Here is a 16,835-nt window from a genome sequence, read left to right as displayed (position 1 = left end):
TATATAATTATAAAAATTATTTATTCATTAAGAAAGAGTAAAATCAATCACTCTTTTTTCTTCGTTTACTCTTTTTAACTTTACAACTATTTTATCGCCTAACCGAAATTGTTTTTCGGAATGTTTTCCTTTTAACGAATATGAACTTTCATCAAAAATATAATAATCATCATCCAAATCTCTCATCGAAATTAAGCCTTCTGCCAAATTATCACTAAGTTCCACAAAAATTCCAAAATGAGTAATTCCGGAAATAATTCCGTTAAAAGTTTCTCCAATTTTATTTTTGAGAAATTCAATTTGTTTTAATTTTACCGAAAGTCTTTCTGCGCTTGCTGCATTTCTTTCTGTAAATGATGAATGTTCACAAATTTCTTCTAATTGTTTCCAAGTGAATTTTGGTTTTTCATTTTTCAAATAATCAAAAATTAATAAGTGAGCAATCAAATCCGGAAATCTTCTTATCGGCGAAGTGAAATGGGAATAGTATTTAAATCCTAATCCGTAATGACCAATATTTTGTGTAGAGTAAACAGCTTTAGCCATTGACCGAATTGCAATTTCATTAATTACAGCTTCTTCTTCGGAACCTTTAACTTTCTCTAAAAGATTCTGCAATTCCTTACTTTTATTTGTTACTTGCGGATTAAAAGTATATCCCAATGATTGAACAAATTTTGCAAACTCTTGAATTTTTTCTTCACTTGGCAAATCATGAATTCTATAAACAAAAGGATTTTTTTCTTTCTTTTTCGTTTTAGTTATGTGTTCCGAGATAATTTTATTTGCCAAAAGCATAAATTCTTCAATAAGCTGATGGCTTTCGTTGCTTTCTTTAATTTTAACGGAAACCGGAATGCCGGTTTTATCTAATTCAAATTCTATATCCGGAGTTGTAAAATTAATGCTACCGTTTTTCGTTCTTTCGTTTCGTAAAAATCTTGCAATTTCATTTATGCTTTTTATTTCATTTACAAAATCACCTTTTGATGTTTCCAAAATTTCTTGAACTTCATCATAAGTAAATCTTCTTTTACTGTTAATTACAGTTTTTGCAATTTTATAATTCTTTTGTTTGAACGTTTTATCAAACTCAACAAGAACGCTAAAAGTTAAACGATCTTCATTTGGAACCAGAGAGCAAATATTATTTGATAAAGTTTCGGGAAGCATTGGAATTACTTTCCCAACTATATAAACGCTGGTTCCTCTGCTTTCGGCTTCCTTAAAGGTTTGCGTTCCGGGCTGAACAAAATGACTTACATCCGCAATGTGAATTCCAATTAATGTATTTCCATTTTCCAATTTTTGAATTGAAACTGCGTCATCAAAATCTTTTGCAGTTTTCGGATCAATTGTAAAAACATTTACATTTCGAAAATCAATTCTATTTTGATATTCTTCATCAGGAATTTTATTTGATAGATTTTTTGCTTCCTTTAAAACTGAATTAGGAAATTTATATTTTATTCCAAACTCTCTTGCAATTGAAGCAATTTCGGCATCGTAAGAACCGGATTTTCCCAAAACTTCAGAAATTATTCCTTCCGGATTTAGATGAGAATTTTCCCATTCAATTTTTGTTACAACAACTTTATCGCCGTCTTTTGCTTTATTGATATTGCTTGATGAAATATAAAAATCGCGGTGAATTTTCGAATCATCCGGTTCAACAAAATAAAAAGATTTTGATTTTCTTAAAACTCCTACAATTTCTTTTCTTTTACGTTCAACAATTTTGGTAATTTCACCTTCTAAATTTTTACCGGTTCTTTTTGCAAATAAAGCAACTTCAACTTTGTCGCCGTCAAAAGCTGTTGTTAGATTTTTTTCAGAAATAAATACGTCTTTCAGATTTTTATCTTTAAAAGTTACAAATCCGTAATTTTGCCCGTTTACCAACTGAAGTTCGCCAATAATTTTCTTTTTTGATTCCAAGTTTAATTTGTAGCGTTTACCGGATTTTTTTACTATTCCTTCTTTTGCTATTGTATAAAGTTCTTGTTTGAAAAATTCGTAATCTTTCTTTTTAATATTTAGAATTTTCCCCAGGGTTTTGGAAGTAATAGCATTGTTTGGATTTGCGATAAAATAATCTTTAATAATTTTTTTCATTAAAACTCAAATTTATATTTTAGACCTAACTCTTGAATTTTTTCTCCGGTAGTTGTTTCTACAATCGGATCTTTTTGCTCAACACGAATTAAAAAACTTGGATTGAATAAATACTCAAATTTAATATCGGTTTTATTCCATTCCATATATTTTGTATTACCACCAAACGAATACCGAATATTATTATATTTTCCGGAGAAAAGTAATTTATAACTATCACTCGAATATTTGTTAAAGCGGATATTGCTTACCAATCCGCCAAGTGCCGATGAAAAATAATTTGTTAATTGTGATCCAAGAAAAGAATAAGCTGTGTTTTCCGCAACGTCAATCAATGTAGATTTTTGTTCATCTGTAATATCCATACTTAATTGATTAAGCAAGATAAATGATAATGCGTTTGATGCATCATATTTCGAATCGGGAATATCATTTTCAATATTTGTTCTTCCAACATAAACCGATAGATTTTCATTTTCTGCGGAAGGATTTTTTCCTAATGTTGAAAGGGGAGAATTGATTTTTAATTTAACGGCAACTTCTTCAACTTTTCCGGGCTGCTCAAAATTTTCAATCTCACCAATGTAAGTTGCAACAATATTTAAATGCGGATCAGTTATATCGCTTTCAAATCTGATAGTTCCTTTCGAATCAAAAGTTTTATTAAAGAATTCCAATCGCGAGCCATCCAAAAGTGCTAACGATCCTTGTGTTTTAATTTCATCTGCAATTGTTTCAAATTCTAATTGTCCCGTTGTTTCTACATTTAGCTTCTGATTTAATTCTGGATTTATCAAAAAATTAAATGAGGCAATATTTTTAATAATTATGTTAGTATTAAAATCAAATTTTGATGAGCTTGATTTAGCAATATTATTTTTAAAATTATTTTCGTTTAATATTCTAATAAATTTTTGAGTTTTCCAATTAATTTTAGAACTGTCTTCCACAAATTTGTAAACTAATCTATTATTAAATCTTGCATTCTGCTGATTTTTAGATGCGTAAACTAAATCAGCTTTATCGACTAAAATATCTCCCTCAAAAGTATAAACATCATTCTCAAATTTAAATTTCCAATCATCATCCGTTTTTATAAAAAGATCACCGTAAATATTTGCATCTTTTGTTTTTGATCTGCTTCCCAGCAAAGCCAAATCTCCATTGAGTGAAATATTAATTTTGTTAAATGGAAATTCTCTAAGTTCAACAATTCCGTTTGCATTAATTTTACCGGAATACATTGAACCAGCGTGATTTGAAATTTCAAATTTATCTATTGATGCATATTGATCTCTAAAATTAATATTTGAATTTAATGAGTATTCTAAATTATTTTCAGTAAAAGTAAATTTTCCATCTTCAAGATTAATAAATCCTGTTGTAATTGGATTTGCATATGTTCCACCAATTTCAATCTGCGAATTTATAATACCAGATTGGTTATTAACGTATGGAATTAAATTTCCAAGTGCGCCAATATTAAAATTATCTGAATTAAGATTTGCTTCAATTTCGGATTCCGGAATTATAATTTCATTTCCGCCAATGTAATTTAAATAAATTGGTAACCGCGCAGTTAATGTTAAAATTGGATCAACGGAATTTAAATCAGAATTATTGAAAAATATTGCAACGCGTGATAAATTTTTATAATGATTGAGCGAACCGATTAAAGATCCGAATTTTGAATTATTGTATGAAATATCATTTATTGAAATTTCCATATCCAAATCCGGTTCTGATAAAAATCCGGAAGATGAAAATTTCATATTAACGTCACCATCAATCGGTTTATCATTTTCATTTACAAAATATGTTGATAAAACTGCGGCAGGAAGATTTTCAACATCAACAAAAAAATTATGACTCTGATCGTTATTGATTTGTCCGTTTATATTTATTGCAGCATTCGTATTTTCCAAAATTAAATTAGAAAGCTGAATTCCACTTTCTGCAAAACTTATAGAACTTGTATCAAAACTCGTCCATGGTATATTTTTGTAATTCAGATTTATGTTGTAAAAATCAATTGTTTGATTTGTTAAATAAGTTTCAATTGTTCCTTCAAATTCGGCAGTTAAATCGTTTCCAATTCCAAGTGATGAATTAAAGAATAATTCATTTTGATTGAAAATAAAATCTGCCTCAATATTATTTAGTTCCGCTCCGGCATACATTTTCTCGCTTTCAACAGAAATAGTTCCAAAAATTTTATTGAAAGAAGTTTCTTGATTATCTCTGTTAAAATTTAAATTTGCAGTTGTGTTTGAAAAATATAAAAGCAAACTGTCTCTTTTATTTAGCAGATTATCAATATTTATATCTGTTGTAATGGTAAAATGAAGCGAATCATTTTTTACCAAACCTTCGCCGGTTCCGGAAATATCTAATTCATCATTCTTTAAAAATAAAGCAATAAGTTTAAAATCTTTAAATTTAAAATCATAATTAAATTCGACATTTTCATAAATAATTGGATCTATTTTGATTAAATCCTTAAGCGGAGTTTTTTGTTTATCATTTTCAATCGGATTTAATTCATCAATTTTCTGTGAGATTAAATTGGTAATTGTTTCAGCTTCATAAATTATAAGATTTACAGCCTTTTCCAGAGAAAAATTTCCATTGATATTGAAATCAACAAAATCCGAAACTAAATTAATATTTCTTTCCAGCTCATTTTTAGTTAACGCAATATTGATATTTGTTTCTTCCAGAATAATATCTCTTAAAAATGAAGGTTCAAGTTTTACATTAAAATTACCGATTAAATTATCCAGTTCAAGATTATTACCTTTTGCTGTAAAAGATAAATTCAAATTGGAAGAATCTTTTCTCTCATTTGTGAAAGTTTGCAAATTAAAATTCTTTATTGTTCCAAATAAATCATAAGCCGGACTTTCCGAATTTGTTAAATCTAAAACTCCATTAACCGAAGTTTTTGCATTATTGATAAGGGAATTTAAATTTAAATTAAAAATTTTAGAATTTATTTCGCTAACAAGATTCAGCGAATCAAAACTGATATTGTTAAATGTTGAAGAATTTACATTCGCATAAAAATTTGCATTCATGTTATTTGGATTTGTACCAACGCCTTTTATTTTTCCCGAACTATTTATTGATGACGTAACGCCAAAAATCGGAAATAGGTCAATATTTTCAGATGTGAAATCGATGTCATATTCCATTCTTGTTTTTTTCAAATTTAAAAATGTTTTAAGATAAATTTTACCATCGTTAACATTTCCGTTTAATTCCGCATTAAATTTTGTTGGTTCACCTTTGTATTTAAGATTTAGATTCGTCACAACTAAATTATCATACTTCGGAATTTCTAAGCCTTTTATTAAATAGTAAATTTCAGATTCAACTACTGTTGAATTAAAAATTTCCGCATCAAAAAATAATTTTTCAGGTGTGTGCAAATTCTTAACATTTCCTTTAAGATTTAAGTTTGTATTTTGATAATTTATATTGAGTTTACTAATATCAAAATCTCCAAAAAAACCTTTCGCTTTCATATTTACATCGATACTTCCCTTAATAAAATCAGTAGCTTGAATGAATGTGGAAAGGTCATCAAAGTTAAATGGATTTGCATTTAGCTCAACTTCCAAAGGATAATCATTGAATTCTTGCAGCTCAACATTTCCTAAAATATTGAGTTTGTCAATTTTCGCATTTAAAGAAACATTAGAACTATCGGTTTTAAATTTTAGGTTTCTAACTTGAGCAAAATTTTCATTCAACTCAAATTCACCGGAAAATTTATTCAAATTAAATGAGTTGAAATTTGGATTTACCGAAAAATTATTTAAATACAACCTTACAAGCGATGAATTAATATTTGCAAAAATTTTAGCATCCAAAAATATTTCATTTAGTTTTAGATCATCTGTATTAATGTGATCATAAAATTTATTTGAGTTTAAGTTTGAAAATGTTTGTCGTGTGAATGCTAAATTTTGAAAATTCAAATTGTTTACTTGAATAGTAAAAGGGAATGTAGATTTAGAAGTGTCTTCCGGTTCATTATCCGGAATAAACATTTTTGAAATATTCCAAACTCCGTCTTTATCTTGAAGTAAATTAATCGATGTGTTTTTTACAGAAATTTCTCTAACTAAAATTCTTTTAAGTAATAAATGTATTGGGCTTGTTTTAATTGTAATTTCATCGGCATTTATTAATGTATCAGTGCCCGAAGATAAAACTATTTTATGCAAAATAATTGACGAAAATATTGAACCATCAATTTCTTTTATATATAGTTTGCCATTTATTAGAGGTGTAACTTGAGTTATAATTTGACTGCGTAAAAAATTTCTAAAAGTTTTTGTTTGCGAAAAACCAAAAAATGCAATTAACAAAAAAAGAAAAACGGCAAAGAAACCAATAAATACATTTACTACTTTATGTAATAGAGATCTCTTAAATAAAATTTTTTCTTTTTTCTCATCACTCATTGTAAGAATCTAAAACCTTTTTAATAATATTTGTAGTTGATTGAGAAGTAACAAATTGAATATTTTTTACTTCACCGCCATTTGCTTCAACAATATCTCGTCCAACAATATTTTCAATTGCCCAATCGCCTCCTTTAATTAAAACGTCGGGAACAATTTTATCAATTAATTCTTTAGGAGTTGGTTCTTCAAATAAAACTACATAATCAACGCATTTTAAACTATTTAAAATATATGCTCGTTCTTCCTGCGTTACAATTGGTCTTTTTTCACCTTTAATTTCTCTAACCGATTTATCACTGTTTAAACCAATAATTAAAACATCGCCGCATTCTCTAGCTTTTGTTAAATAGTCAACGTGACCGGCATGCAAAATATCAAAACATCCATTTGTAAATACAACTTTCTTATTATTTTGTTTCAATATTCTTCTGATGTCTAAAAGTTCATCTAAGCTAATTAATGCATTTTTCATTTTAGTGATTCCCGGATAATATTAAAAAGTTTTTCCTTTTCTATTGGAACAATGCCAACCTCTTCACAAACAATTCCCGCAGCAAAATTTGCAATATATGCGGCTTCATTAATTGAAGCACCACTTGCCAATGCTAATGTTAATGTTGAAATAACCGTATCCCCAGCACCGGAAACATCGGCTACTTTTTTTGCTTTCGTTGAAATTCTAATTTCATCTTTACCTTCTTCAAAAAGTGCAATACCTTTTTCACCTAATGTTATCAATATATATTTTGCATTTAGTATTTCTAGTAATTTTTTTCCAGCAGAAGAAATATCTTTATCCGAATTTATTCTAATTCCCAAAACATCTTCTGTTTCTTTTCTATTTGGTTTAAACAACGTAACATTTTTAAATTTGCTGAAATTAATAAATTTCGGATCAACTGTAATTATTTTATTTTTCTCATTTGCAAGCTTAATAATTTGTTCGATTAACACTTCGCTTAGAACACCTTTGTTATAATCTTGTAGAATTATAGCTGAAATTGAATTAATATTTTGATCTAAAAAATCTAATATTTTTTGTTCAAAAATTTTGCTTAAATAATTTTTACTTTCTCTGTCTATTCTCACAACATGCTGCTTACCGGCAATAACTCTTGTTTTTGTTGTTGTTGGTCTTTCGCTATCTTTAAATATTCCGGAATTATTAATTTTTTCCTTTTCCATTAACTTAAGAAAGGTTTCGCCATCAGAGTCATCTCCAATAATTCCAATTGGTAATGAAATTCCTCCAAGCTTATTAATATTTATTGCAACATTAGCTGCGCCGCCAAATCTGAAAAACTCATTTTCAATTTCAACAACGGGAACCGGCGCTTCAGGAGAAACTCTTGATACATCACCCCAAAAATATCCGTCAAGCATCATATCGCCAATAATTGCAATTTTATGATTGCCTAAATTTTCTTCTATTTGTTCAAGTCGTGTTAAAGAAATCATTTTTTCTCTGTTGAAAAATCTGGTAAAAATTCTGTTTCTAAATTTATTTTATATAAACCATCATTTGAACCAAGCCAAATATTGTTTCCATCAAAATGGATTGATAAAATTGTTTCGGGAATAAAATCCGAATTAATTTTCCTTATACTCAATTTTTTTCTATTGATAAGATAAATACCTTTTCCAATTAGTTCCTTTGATTTAGAATTAAAACTATAAATTGAAGTCCAAATGTATTTACCGGATCTTTCTAAAGAAAATATTCCATTTGCATCAAGCTTATTAAGTTCACTAAACTTTATCCAATTTATTTTTCGATCAAATAAATAAAGTCCGCCAACATTAAATTCAGGATTGTCTTCGGTAACAAATTCATCAGTTCCAAACCAAATTAATTCATTATCCGGCAATATTTTTGAGACAGAAACTTGCTTACCTTCACCTAAAAAATAATCATCTTTATTATCAAAATAAATAATTTTGTTATTTCCATTTGCATCTTTGGAATACTTTAACATTTTGTGAAGCCCAGCTTCAACACCAATCCACAAAAGGCTATCGCCATCTAATGATAAATATTTCACAGTATTTGTTTGGTCATTTTTATTAACTGTTAAATCAATATCTGTATATTTTTGATTTGTTAAATTATACTCAGTCAAATATTTAAATCTTCCAATCCATAAAATATTTTCAGATCGGTCAAACTCTAAACTTCTAATCCAATTTCCAAATTGCCCGCCGAGAGAAAATTTTCTCTTATCCCATCTATTTCTTCTTTTATCATAAATATATAGACCATCTGCAGAGCCAGCCCAAATAAATCTTGGACTAACTTCGATGCAGTAAAAAAAGTCTTGCTTAATTTTTCCATTATCAGATGAAAAATTTGCCCACTGTTTTTTAAATTTATTGTATTTATAAATTCCGTTTCCCTCTGTTGCAACCCAAAGATCAATTCCGTCACTTTTAATATCAGTAATTATTCTTCCATCAAGAAAATTCTCAAGCGAATCTTGCTGGGACAAAGAACTGCTATTTATTAGAATAGCGATTAAGAAAATTAAATGAACAATTTTATTTAATTTATTCACGTTGGTTAATTTGTTCATAAAAATTTTAATTTAGATTGGAAGAAGAATAGGTTCAGTTTTTGCAAATTCAGTTTTAAAAATATTTTCAAATCCCAAAATTATATTCTGCTGAAGTTCAATGATATCAATATCTCTATTTAATATTGTTGAAATTTCTGTTGTTTTATCTTTCATTTCATTTTTTAATTTGGATTTATTTTGTTCTGCAATATTTAAATAATCAACAATATTTTTATGATTACTTCCGATAAGAATTGAGCCGTGCTGAAGAATTTTATTGCCAATTTTTCTTTGAGCGCTACCAACAAGTTTTTTTCCATTAAATTTAATTTCACTTTTTGCGGTACTTGCAAAACATAACGAACCGGATGGTTCATTCAGTAAATCAGAAAAATTTGGCTGAATATTTTCCAGCATAACTTGTGATAATCCGGAATCGAAATTTTGTAATCCCAAAACTATTGCTTCCGAAATTTGTTCATAAATAAATCTTCCGCTAACATTTTTATTATTTGGAATAATAACAGAATACGTTAATTCTTCTGAATGGAGAATTGCTCTTCCGCCAGTTGGACGTTTAACGATATCAATATTATTTATTTCTGCTAAAGATTTATTTATATCTTCGTAGGATTGATTTGCGCCAATAGAAACGCAGTGCGGATTCCATCCATAAAATCTCAGAAATGATTCTTGAGAAGAACAATTTTTTACTAATTGCAAATCAAAATCCATATTGAATTTTCCGGTAAAAGTTTGATATTCAATAAGATTCCACTTCACTTTTTAATAATTCCTCTTTTACTTTTTGCAAGGAATGTTAAAATAGATTCCGCAAGTTTATCATTAGGAAAATCACTTATAATTTTTTCTTTTGCTTGAGTGAGATTCAATTCCTGCATAAAAATTATACTGTAAAGATTTTTCAGTTTCGATATTTCATCGTTTGTAAAACCTCTTCTTCTCAATCCAATTGTATTTAAGCCTTCAAATTTAAGAGGATCACCAGCAGCTAAAACATAAGGCGGAACATCAACAACAGCTCTGTATCCTCCGCCAAGCATTGCATGCTGTCCAATTTTTCCAAATTGATGTACGAGCGAACCGCCGCCTAAAATTACCCAATCTCCTAATTCTACATGACCGCCTAACTGAACACTGTTTGCTAATATGCAATTATTTCCAACAATGCAGTCATGAGCAACATGAGCGTAAGCCATCAGCAAACAATTATTTCCCACTTTGGAAATTTTAGATTCTTTTGTTCCTCTGTGAAGAGTTACAAATTCTCTAATTACTGTATCGTCGCCAATTTCAAAAACTGATTCTTCGTTTGCAAATTTTAAATCTTGCGGATGATTAGAAACAGATGCGCCTTGATAAATTTTTACTCTGTTTCCAATTCTTGCTCCTTCATAAATCCCAACATTAGGACCAATAATACAGTTTTCTCCAATTATAACATCGTCTTCTACAATAGAATATGGACCAATAATTGTTCCATTTCCAATTTGGGCATTTTTACCTATAAGTGCTGTTTGATGAATTTTAATTTCCATATTTACTCTTGTTCAACTCTATCAACAATTGCTGCTTTCAATTCTGCTTCAGCAACTAAATTATTATTTACGAATGCTTTAGCTCCAATTACAATTATGCTATTTCTTTTATTTAACAAAGTTACTTCTAAAATTAATTGATCTCCCGGTACAACTTGTTTTCTGAATTTAGCTTTATCAATTCCCATAAATAAAACTAATTTTTCTTCCGGATTTGGAATTGAATTTAGCATTAAAATTCCACCGGTTTGTGCCATTGCTTCAATAATTAAAACGCCAGGCATAACCGGTCTTCCGGGAAAATGTCCAGTAAAAAATGGTTCGTTTGCTGTAACAGATTTAATTCCAACAACTTTTTTGTCTAATTCAAGATGAATAATTTTGTCAACTAATAAAAATGGATATCTGTGTGGTAAAATTTTCTGAATAGCAATTGTATCAAATACAATTCCTTCTTTTTTAACATGCTGATATTTTTTCTCAAGTTGTTTTTGTTGATATAATTTTCTTATCTTTTTTGCAAATTCAACATTTGATTTATGCCCTGGTCTTGCGGCAAGAATTTGGGCTTTTATTGGAACGCCAATTAAAGCTAAGTCTCCAATCATATCAAGAAGTTTATGTCGTACAGGTTCATTTTTAAATCGCAGACTATTTTCATTTAAAAACCCATTCTTCCCGACAGTTATTTTTTCTTCTAATCCTAATTTTATTGTTAAATCATCTAAATAATTTTCCGAAACTTGTTTATCAACAATTACAACTGCATTTTCTAAATTTCCGCCTTTAATCAAACCTTGATTTGCAAGAGTTTCAACTTCGCTTAAAAAACAAAATGTTCGTGTTGGAGCAAATTCAGAAACAAATTCTTTTTCAAATCAAATAAGCCGGTATGCTGACTTCCCAATGCCGGATTGTGATAATCAACCATTACTGTCATTCTAAATCCATCAAGCGGTAACGCAACAATATCTACTTGTTCTTCTTCATTATGGAATGTAATAGTTTCATCAATTATTAAATAATTTTTTGGTTGAGTTAGTTTAACTATTCCCGCTTCCAAAAGTTTATCAACAAAAGGTTTTGAACTTCCATCTGCAATTGGCGGTTCAATTCCATTAATTTCTATTATAATATTGTCAATTTGTAATCCAGCAACTGCTGCTAAAACATGTTCAACTGTATGAACTTTTATATCGCCAATTCCAATTGTAGTTCCGCGAGAAATATCAACAACGTATTCTGCTAATGCCGGAATTTCCAAATGATCTGCCAAATCAGTTCTAATAAATTTTATTCCAAAATTATCCGGAGCTGGTTTAAATGTTAAAGTACAAGATGTACCGGTGTGAAGTCCATCTCCAGAAATTGAAATTGGGTTTGCTATAGTGGTTTGGAGATCAAGCATTAAATATTTTCCTTTAATTTTAGCGATTCATTTTCAAGTTGATTAATTCTTTCTTCTAATTTTTTTATTCTTTCTAAATAATTTGGGAGTGCTCTAATGTGTGCTTCTAATTTTAAAGTTGATCTTAATTCCATTGCCGGTGAGCCAAAATAAGTTCCGGATTTAGTTAATGATTTTGAAATTCCACTTTGTGCGCCAACCATAACTTTATCGGCAATTTCTATGTGACCGGTTGCGCCTACTTGTCCGCCGAAAACACAATTGTCTCCAACTTTTGTACTTCCCGAAATTCCGCTCTGCGCCGACATTACAGTATTTTTACCGATTTTAACATTGTGTGCAATTTGAATTAAATTATCTAACTTAACTCCTTTTGAAATTACTGTTGAACCGACCGCAGCTCTATCAATAGAAACGTTTGAACCAATTTCTACATCATCTTCAATTATAACATTTCCAATTTGTGGAATTTTGTGATAAACTCCATGCGCATCCGGAGTGTAACCAAATCCATCCGATCCAATAACAGTTCCGGAATGTATAATTACATTATTTCCAATTATTGTATTTTCTCTGATTGTAACATTTGGAAAAATCATTACGTTATTTCCAATTTTACAATTTTCCAAAATTACTGTATTATGATAAATTTTAGAATTTGTACCGACTATAGAATTTTTTCCGATAAATACGTTTGCACCAACCGAAACATTTTCTTCAAGTTTTGTATTTTTATCTAAAATTGCAGAAGAATGAATTCCTTGCAAACTAAATTCCGGACTAAAATATTTTATAATAATTTTTTGAAATGCCAGATTTGGTTTATCTACAATTATGTAAGTCAAATTTTTATTGGATTGCTCTATATCTTTACTAACCAAAATTGCAGATGCCTTTGTAGAATTTAAAAAATGATTATAACTTGCCATATACAAAAAAGTTAAATCACCATTTTCAGCATCTTGAATATTTGATAATCTTGATATTTCTAAATTTGAATTGCCAATTATTCTGCCATTTACTAGTTCTGCAAGTTCTGCAAGTTTTAGTTTCATTTTCTTAGTTTAAGAGATTTTTGTTCAACAAAATTAATTTCAAAAAACTATTGCAATTTTCTTAAAACATCCGGAGTAATATCATATTCTTCTTTTGCGTAAAGAAATATTAAATCACCGCTTCTATCAAATACAAAATCTAATTCTTTCTCAATAGCAACTTCTTCAATTATAGCAAAAACTTTATTTTGAATCGGCTTCATTAATTCTTCTTGTTTTTTATAAAGTTCGCCATTTACACCAAATTTTCCTTGTCTGAATGATTCAACTTTTTCTTCCATTGCAACAAGTTCTTTTTCAGTTTCTGCCTTTTTTTGATTACCCATAATCAACTTTCTTTTTTCATAATCATCAAATTTATCTTGCCATTCTTTTTTTAGTACATCTAATTCTTTTTGCCACTCTCCAATTTGGGTATCTATTTTCTTTTGTGCATCTTGTGCATCTGGAAGTTGACTAATGACAGTTTCTGAATCTACATAACCAATTTTTAATTGAGCAAACAAACTTGTTGAGGTGAAAATAAAAAGAGACAAAATTAAAAGCTTACTATGTTTCATAACTAATCTCTCCTAAATATGCTGTTTAAAATAACATAGAGGTTTGAAACTTGCTAATTTTATTTATGCAAAGCTCAAACCTCTACGAAAAAAATGTGAATAAAAATTAACCTCTTTTTAGCTTATCGAGTACAATATTGGTAAGATCATATTGCGGATCTGCAAAAAGTAAAAGTACATCGCCGGTTTTATCAAAAACGAATGACATTCCTTCTTGCTGTCTAACTTTATCAATTGCATCAAGAATTTTTGCTTTAATTGGTTTCAAAAGTTCATCTTGTTTTAAGAAAAGTTCACCATTTGGCTGAGCAAATTTTTGCTGACGAAATTGTTGAATTGCTTGTTCTTTTCTTACTAAATCTTGCTGAACTTCTTTTTGTTTATCCGGAGTCATATTTGTAAATTGTTTTTGAGCTTCAGTATATGCTGATTGCAAATCTGTTGTCATACTATCAATTGATTTTGACCATTTTGAAGTCAATGCATCTAAATCGCTTTGAGCTTTAATTGCCGGTGGAAATTGTTGTAAAATAATTTCGGAATCTACCCATCCAATTTTTTGTGTATTTTGTGCAAATAACGAAACTGATGTTATAAAAAATAATAGTAATAGAGTTGTTGTTCTCAATTTAACCTCTTTGTTTGTTTGATTTATTTATTAAAAGCCTTTTCCAAATTGGAAATGAAATTCCCATTTTGGATCTTCGCCATCTACAGCTTTTCTGTCAAATCCGTATCCGTAATCAAATCCTATTAAACCAATAGGATTTATTAAAATTCTTGCTCCAATACCGGCTGATTTTCTTAAGTTAAACAAATCTGCAGTCGGAAGATCTTCAAATGTGTTTCCGGCTTCGGCAAATGCTAAAAGATAAATCGGCATTGGTTCTAACGTTAATGCCGCTCTAATTTCTGCGGTATATTTTGTTTTAACTCTTCCGCCAATTGTTAAACCAGTGCTGCTCACAGGTCCAACAGATCTATCTGCATAACCTCTTAATGGAGTTGTTGCAATTACTAATCCGTTTCCGCCCATATAGAAAAATTCAAATGGTTGAATTGTAGTTCCATTAACAATTTCGTGAATGTAACCAATATCAAGATTAGAATAAAATGTTAATCGATTTGAATTAAATAATCTTCTATACCAATCAGCGGTGAATTCAATTTTATAATAATCAACATCACCAGGAAGAACAGGGCCGCCGGACAATTCTCCGCTTAGCAAAAATTTTGAACCGGTTGAAGGAAAAATAGGATTATCAATATCATTTCTTGAAATATTTAGACCAGCAGTATATTGACGTGAAATTCCTTCTGCATAATAACTTCTTCCGTCAATAACATCATTATATTGAAATCTTAAAAGTCCTTGCAAATAAAATCTATCATCCGGCCAAGTTAATCTTCTTCCGGCACGTAAAGAAATTCCGCTTTGTCTAAGGTAATAAATATATTGCTGTCTTGTATCAAACAAATCAAAACCCAAAGAAGTTGGTGTATCCATAAACCAAGGTTCCGTAAAACCTAAAGTAAAAGTTCTGTAATAATTTCCTACACCAAATTGCCAGCTGAAATTAACAATTTGTCCGCCGCCAAGTTGAAATGGTTCCGTAATTGAAAAGTTTGTTAAAGTAACACCAACAGAACCGCTGAATCCATAAGATTCACTATATCCAACTGAAGCATTTATAAAATCACTCGATTTTTCTTCAACATTGTAAAGTAAATTTACGATACTATCAGTTGCTGGTCTGTAATCAACGCCTTTTTGGTAAAGCTGTTCAACATTGAAATAGTTTAAATTTGCTAATTGCTGAATACTTCTAAAAATATTGCTTCTTCTAAAATAATCACCGGGAATTGTATAAAGTTCTCTTCTAATAACTTTATCTTTTGTTCTGTCATTTCCATTAATTTCAACTTTGCCAATTCTAAATTGATTATTCTCAGAAACTTTTATTGAAATATCAATTGAATCTTCACCAATTTTATTTTCTGTAGCTTCTTGTCGGTAAGTTAAATAGCCATTATCTAAATAAAGAGACGCAACATCAGTCTGAGCTTGATTTCCGGATAAATTTTGATTGAATAATTCTAAATTATAAATATCACCTTTTTGAAAACCAAGACGTTCTGTTAAAATTGCACTTGGATAAACAGTGTTACCAATCCATTCAATATTTCTTAATTTATATTGCGGACCTTCAAATACATTAAGATTGATATCCATAAACTTTTTATCATCGGAAAGTTTTACAGAATCCGATAAAATTTCAAAATCTCTGTATCCGTTTTTTTGATAAAAAGTTGTTAATAATTTTTTATCTTCAACAAAATCTTCTTTTTTGAAATTTGCAGAACTCCAAAATCTCCACCAAGCATCTTGAACGGTTTCATCAAGCTCTGATCTTAAATCATCGTCTTCAAAAGCATTATTTCCGCTAAATGAAATATTTTGAATTATTACTTCATCACCTTCTTCAACATCTAAAACAAGAAGCAATCTTTCTTTAATTCTTGTAATTATATTAGATCTTCTTTCGGGACTGTATTCATAAATTGTTTCTTCTAAATCATTAGGATTATCATTATTTACCCAAGTTGCCGTAATTTCATCATCAGAAGTATCTGCCTTAAGAAATGAAAATTTTTGCGGAGTTATTACTGAGTTTAAATATCCGTCATCAATATAAAGTTCTTTAGCTTTTGTTATAATTCTCTTTACTTCTTGAGGTTTTAAAGTTTGTCCGCTTATAAAGGAAATTTCTTTATTAATATCTTCTTCGTCAATTTCATCATTGCCGCGAAAAATAACTTTTTCCATTCTTTGAAATTCTTTAACCTTTATAAGAAGAAAAACGCCGGTATCAATTTTTTTATCAATTAAAACTTGAACATCCTCAAAAATTCCCAATCCCCAAAGTCTTTTAATTGCATTATTTGTTGCATCTCCGGGAATTTCAATTTCACCGCCTTCTTTCAAACCGCTATTTGCAATAATTGTATTTGCATCGGCAGTTTTGTTTCCTTCAACCGCAATGCCTAAAATTTTATAATTTACTCTATTGAATTGTGCAAAAGCAAGTGAGTTAAAAAATAAAAATGTAA

Annotated in this window: 11 protein-coding genes and 1 pseudogene; all 12 read right to left on the bottom strand. The window is 29.3% G+C overall.

Features of this window, described 5'->3' with window-relative positions; all coding sequences use genetic code 11:
* Window positions 1-27: 27 nt before the first annotated feature.
* The 12 genes and pseudogenes from rnr to bamA all read right to left on the bottom strand — a co-directional run bounded on the left by rnr (window position 28) and on the right by bamA (window position 16,776).
* Window positions 28-2,115, bottom strand: a complete 2,088-nt coding sequence (gene rnr / locus IPH62_01985) for a ribonuclease R (GenBank protein MBK7104035.1) — start codon at window positions 2,113-2,115, stop codon at window positions 28-30.
* Complete coding sequence (locus tag IPH62_01980; protein ID MBK7104034.1) at window positions 2,115-6,587, bottom strand: hypothetical protein; 4,473 nt, start codon at window positions 6,585-6,587, stop codon at window positions 2,115-2,117. Before IPH62_01980 ends, rnr begins: the two co-directional genes overlap by 1 nt.
* A complete protein-coding gene (gene rfaE2 / locus IPH62_01975) occupies window positions 6,580-7,062 on the bottom strand; it encodes a D-glycero-beta-D-manno-heptose 1-phosphate adenylyltransferase (protein ID MBK7104033.1) in 483 nt (160 codons plus the stop codon). The genes IPH62_01980 and rfaE2 overlap by 8 nt, the downstream gene beginning before the upstream one ends.
* Window positions 7,059-8,048, bottom strand: coding sequence for a D-glycero-beta-D-manno-heptose-7-phosphate kinase (gene rfaE1 / locus IPH62_01970; protein ID MBK7104032.1), 990 nt, complete (start codon window positions 8,046-8,048; stop codon window positions 7,059-7,061). Before rfaE1 ends, rfaE2 begins: the two co-directional genes overlap by 4 nt.
* Complete coding sequence (locus IPH62_01965) at window positions 8,045-9,160, bottom strand: hypothetical protein (GenBank protein ID MBK7104031.1); 1,116 nt, start codon at window positions 9,158-9,160, stop codon at window positions 8,045-8,047. Before IPH62_01965 ends, rfaE1 begins: the two co-directional genes overlap by 4 nt.
* A gap of 12 nt (window positions 9,161-9,172) precedes the next feature.
* Window positions 9,173-9,925: a lipoate--protein ligase family protein gene (locus IPH62_01960; protein MBK7104030.1), complete on the bottom strand. Its 753-nt coding sequence runs from the start codon at window positions 9,923-9,925 to the stop codon at window positions 9,173-9,175.
* On the bottom strand, window positions 9,922-10,701 hold the full coding sequence (lpxA, locus tag IPH62_01955) for an acyl-ACP--UDP-N-acetylglucosamine O-acyltransferase (protein MBK7104029.1): 780 nt from the start codon (window positions 10,699-10,701) through the stop codon (window positions 9,922-9,924). Before lpxA ends, IPH62_01960 begins: the two co-directional genes overlap by 4 nt.
* Before the next feature lie 2 nt (window positions 10,702-10,703).
* Window positions 10,704-12,109: pseudogene (locus tag IPH62_01950) on the bottom strand (bifunctional UDP-3-O-[3-hydroxymyristoyl] N-acetylglucosamine deacetylase/3-hydroxyacyl-ACP dehydratase).
* Window positions 12,109-13,164, bottom strand: coding sequence for a UDP-3-O-(3-hydroxymyristoyl)glucosamine N-acyltransferase (gene lpxD / locus IPH62_01945; protein MBK7104028.1), 1,056 nt, complete (start codon window positions 13,162-13,164; stop codon window positions 12,109-12,111). The pseudogene IPH62_01950 and the gene lpxD overlap by 1 nt, the downstream one beginning before the upstream one ends.
* A 47-nt stretch (window positions 13,165-13,211) precedes the next feature.
* Window positions 13,212-13,724: an OmpH family outer membrane protein gene (locus IPH62_01940; GenBank protein MBK7104027.1), complete on the bottom strand. Its 513-nt coding sequence runs from the start codon at window positions 13,722-13,724 to the stop codon at window positions 13,212-13,214.
* A gap of 106 nt (window positions 13,725-13,830) precedes the next feature.
* The gene (locus IPH62_01935) at window positions 13,831-14,352 is read right to left on the bottom strand and encodes an OmpH family outer membrane protein (protein ID MBK7104026.1); all 522 of its coding nucleotides are present in this window, start codon (window positions 14,350-14,352) and stop codon (window positions 13,831-13,833) included.
* Window positions 14,353-14,382: 30 nt separating this feature from the next.
* Window positions 14,383-16,776, bottom strand: a complete 2,394-nt coding sequence (gene bamA, locus IPH62_01930; protein MBK7104025.1) for an outer membrane protein assembly factor BamA — start codon at window positions 16,774-16,776, stop codon at window positions 14,383-14,385.
* Window positions 16,777-16,835 lie beyond the last annotated feature (59 nt).

This window comes from Ignavibacteriota bacterium (assembly GCA_016708125.1).
In the GTDB taxonomy this organism is placed as follows: Bacteria; Bacteroidota; Ignavibacteria; order Ignavibacteriales; family Melioribacteraceae.
The sequence above is the reverse complement of the archived record's forward strand: the minus strand, read 5'-3'. Positions and strand labels throughout refer to the sequence as shown.

What these genes read in the sequence shown, in the direction of transcription:
- rfaE1 (MBK7104032.1), bottom strand. Translation starts at nt 8,048, where the DNA reads ATGATTTCTTTAACACGACTTGAACAAATAGAAGAAAATTTAGGCAAT.
- IPH62_01940 (MBK7104027.1), bottom strand. Translation starts at nt 13,724, where the DNA reads ATGAAACATAGTAAGCTTTTAATTTTGTCTCTTTTTATTTTCACCTCA.
- lpxD (MBK7104028.1), bottom strand. Translation starts at nt 13,164, where the DNA reads ATGAAACTAAAACTTGCAGAACTTGCAGAACTAGTAAATGGCAGAATA.
- lpxA (MBK7104029.1), bottom strand. Translation starts at nt 10,701, where the DNA reads ATGGAAATTAAAATTCATCAAACAGCACTTATAGGTAAAAATGCCCAA.
- IPH62_01965 (MBK7104031.1), bottom strand. Translation starts at nt 9,160, where the DNA reads ATGAACAAATTAACCAACGTGAATAAATTAAATAAAATTGTTCATTTA.
- rnr (MBK7104035.1), bottom strand. Translation starts at nt 2,115, where the DNA reads ATGAAAAAAATTATTAAAGATTATTTTATCGCAAATCCAAACAATGCT.
- rfaE2 (MBK7104033.1), bottom strand. Translation starts at nt 7,062, where the DNA reads ATGAAAAATGCATTAATTAGCTTAGATGAACTTTTAGACATCAGAAGA.
- IPH62_01980 (MBK7104034.1), bottom strand. Translation starts at nt 6,587, where the DNA reads ATGAGTGATGAGAAAAAAGAAAAAATTTTATTTAAGAGATCTCTATTA.